At 55.9% G+C, this 449-nt stretch carries 1 protein-coding gene; it reads left to right on the plus strand.

Features of this window, described 5'->3' with window-relative positions:
* Window positions 1-109: 109 nt before the first annotated feature.
* Window positions 110-449 (plus strand): transposase zinc-binding domain-containing protein (locus IV91_RS0113565; RefSeq protein ID WP_031599340.1); only part of this gene is annotated, 340 nt, incomplete at its 3' end.

A 449-nucleotide genomic window follows, 5' to 3' on the forward strand; every position in this document is an offset into this window, starting at 1 on the left:
TCCTCACCACCACCCGCTATACCCATCTCACCGAACATCGCAAAGAATCCGCCGAAGTGTACATCAACACGCTGATGAGCCGGATACAGGTCGGCTGGAACAAGGTTGTATGATCCGCCTCGCCGAGATTGTGGCCCAATATGCGCCGGAACTGATCAAACAATACGGTCACGAACTCTTGCCGGGCCAATTAAAAGCTTTATCCGCTTTTGAGTTGTGCCGTAGCGCCAACGCACCAAAAATGCTGTTGGCCTGCGACGGTTGTGACAAGTCAAGCTGGCTGCCGCATTCTTGCGGCAACCGGCACTGCCCGCATTGCCAGTCACACGAATCGCAACGCTGGATTGACAAGCAGTTGCAGAAACTGGTGCCGGGCGAGTATTTCATGGTCACCTTCACCTTGCCAGCCGAGTTCCGCCAGTTGGCCTGGCACCACCAGCGCGAGCTGT

Source organism: Ferrovum myxofaciens (assembly GCF_000735045.1).
Lineage (GTDB): Bacteria > Pseudomonadota > Gammaproteobacteria > Burkholderiales > Ferrovaceae > Ferrovum > Ferrovum myxofaciens.